Source organism: Aeromonas sp. QDB68 (genome assembly GCF_027707405.1).
Taxonomy (GTDB): Bacteria; Pseudomonadota; Gammaproteobacteria; order Enterobacterales; family Aeromonadaceae; genus Aeromonas; species Aeromonas caviae.
This window is the reverse complement of sequence record NZ_JAPCIQ010000211.1, coordinates 1-1,346: the sequence shown is the minus strand read 5'-3', so window position 1 is coordinate 1,346 and position 1,346 is coordinate 1. Positions and strand designations below refer to the sequence as shown.

Here is a 1,346-nt window from a genome sequence, read left to right as displayed (position 1 = left end):
GGTCATGTTCGGTGACTCCAATGATGCAAGGGGCCAGCCTGTGAGGGCTGGCCCTTTATGTTGTTTGTGGATGAGCGGAGACAGTAGGGCGTCAACGAGCGCAGTCAGCCATCTCATTGATAACCGGCTTGCAATTGAGCCGGTCTAGCAGGTGCCGCGAGCCGTATTGAGCCACCAGCCGGGCGATGGCCATTTGAGCGCAGGTCGCTCTGCTGGGCTTATTCTCAGGGATTGCGTAACGCGCAGTGAGCCAGCCGCCGAGCAATGCGATGCGGTAGCCGCTTGGGATGTGAGTGAGCGACGTACCGATGCCCCTCCCGTGAATGAGAAAGGGCACAGCTTGTCCGCCGATGTCGATATCCATGCGCTGCCCCTTGAGCTCGAAGGTAGTGAGCTCGCCGGTTTGCGGATGTTTGCCGGGCACCTTGATGGTGATGTGTTTGGCCATTTCATACCTCCGGCTTGCTTTCAACGTGGTGGGTCACAGTGTTGGCCTCGGGGTCGATACTGATAAACGCCGGGGCTTGTGGGTGGTAGTGGTATAGCCGCGCCAATTCAGCGCGAAACGCCTCGACGTTTGGCGCAATCACATGGCTGGTATCTCCCTCGGCATAGGTAAAGGTCTCCAGCTTCTCGGTATTAATCCAGATACCGAAGTACCAGGCGTCTTCCTCGGTATCGTATTGCTGCCAACCTTGAGCCAGTAGCGTCCGGTCGTAGTAGTAGCGGTCAGCCTGATGGCTACCCCGGTCGATGCGGCAACCCGTCACAGTGAGCTCGAACGGGATACGCCCTGCTTTGTGAGCTTTCTTGACCCGGCGCAGCAGCTTGAGAGCCTTGGTTCTGCTGCGGCCATTACCGAGCGGTTGCGGCTGTCGGGCCCGTAATGCCAGGTGGGTCATTATCTTCGGCGCGGTGTTGTGGTTGAGCTGACCGATGGCTGTGGTTATCTGCCGAGCGGTCAGGGTTTTGTAATCACTCAGGTCGTGCATGGGTGGGGTCCTTAAAATGCAAACAGCCCCTCGGTGTGAGGGGCTGCATGAGGTCTTGTTTGTACTGGTGGCCGTGACTCAGGTATGACTACTCCAATCCGGCGTGTCGTTACTGCCGTGGTTGACGTAGGCTCCAACAATCACCCGTTGCCACTCGCCGACCGGTTGACCCGCTGCATTACAGGCGCAGCGAAAGCGGGCGAAGTGAATCTCTCGTGGCAGGTGTTCACGCATATCTCGTGGGCTGACAAAGAGCGAGGTTTTGTGCAGCACCGGGTTGGGCGCAACCAGTGGCCCGCCAATACGTCGCCCCTCCACATCGTGGGCATAGGCAAAGCCCGGCAGCATCAACTG

At 58.5% G+C, this 1,346-nt stretch carries 3 protein-coding genes; all 3 read right to left on the bottom strand.

Going from position 1 to position 1,346, the window contains the following annotated elements; all coding sequences use genetic code 11:
• Positions 1-91 precede the first annotated feature (91 nt).
• Positions 92-448 carry a hypothetical protein gene (locus tag PG892_RS22270; RefSeq protein WP_021137998.1) on the bottom strand — a complete coding sequence of 119 codons (357 nt, stop codon included), beginning with the start codon at positions 446-448 and terminating at the stop codon, positions 92-94.
• A gap of 1 nt (position 449) precedes the next feature.
• A complete protein-coding gene (locus tag PG892_RS22265) occupies positions 450-992 on the bottom strand; it encodes a hypothetical protein (RefSeq protein ID WP_021137997.1) in 543 nt (180 codons plus the stop codon).
• A 78-nt stretch (positions 993-1,070) separates the two neighbouring features.
• Positions 1,071-1,346 (bottom strand): hypothetical protein (locus tag PG892_RS22260; protein ID WP_270825905.1); only part of this gene is annotated, 276 nt, incomplete at its 5' end.

Bases quoted from the DNA above. Each gene is read 5' to 3' on its own strand.
- PG892_RS22270 (WP_021137998.1), bottom strand. From the start codon at position 448: ATGGCCAAACACATCACCATCAAGGTGCCCGGCAAACATCCGCAAACC.
- PG892_RS22265 (WP_021137997.1), bottom strand. From the start codon at position 992: ATGCACGACCTGAGTGATTACAAAACCCTGACCGCTCGGCAGATAACC.